Origin of the sequence: Hydrogenophaga sp., from assembly GCF_011772445.1 — a bacterium.
GTDB lineage: Bacteria > Pseudomonadota > Gammaproteobacteria > Burkholderiales > Burkholderiaceae_C > Hydrogenophaga.
In genome coordinates, this window is the sequence record NZ_WVZN01000033.1 from 1 (window position 1) to 214 (window position 214).

Annotated in this window: 1 protein-coding gene; it reads right to left on the bottom strand. The window is 73.8% G+C overall.

Annotated elements, in window-relative coordinates; genetic code table 11:
* A partial coding sequence (locus GTO19_RS13835; RefSeq protein WP_291021596.1) for a hypothetical protein occupies positions 1-214 on the bottom strand: 214 nt, incomplete at both ends.

The following is a 214-nucleotide window of genomic DNA, read 5'->3' on the forward strand; positions in this document are numbered from 1 at the left end:
GGGGGCCTTGGCCTGGCTGTCCAGCTTGGCCAGTTCGTCGATGTTGCGCTGCAGTTCGGCGCTGCGTTGCGCGGCGTCGGACGACTGGCGCTGTTGCGCGATCTGGGCTTCGCTGCCGGTGCCAGGCGCGCCGCCTTGTGGGCGGCTCAGCGTCAGGCGGTCGCTGGACGGGGCTGGCGCGCCGCGGTCCTGCACCTCGGTCTGCACGCGGCCG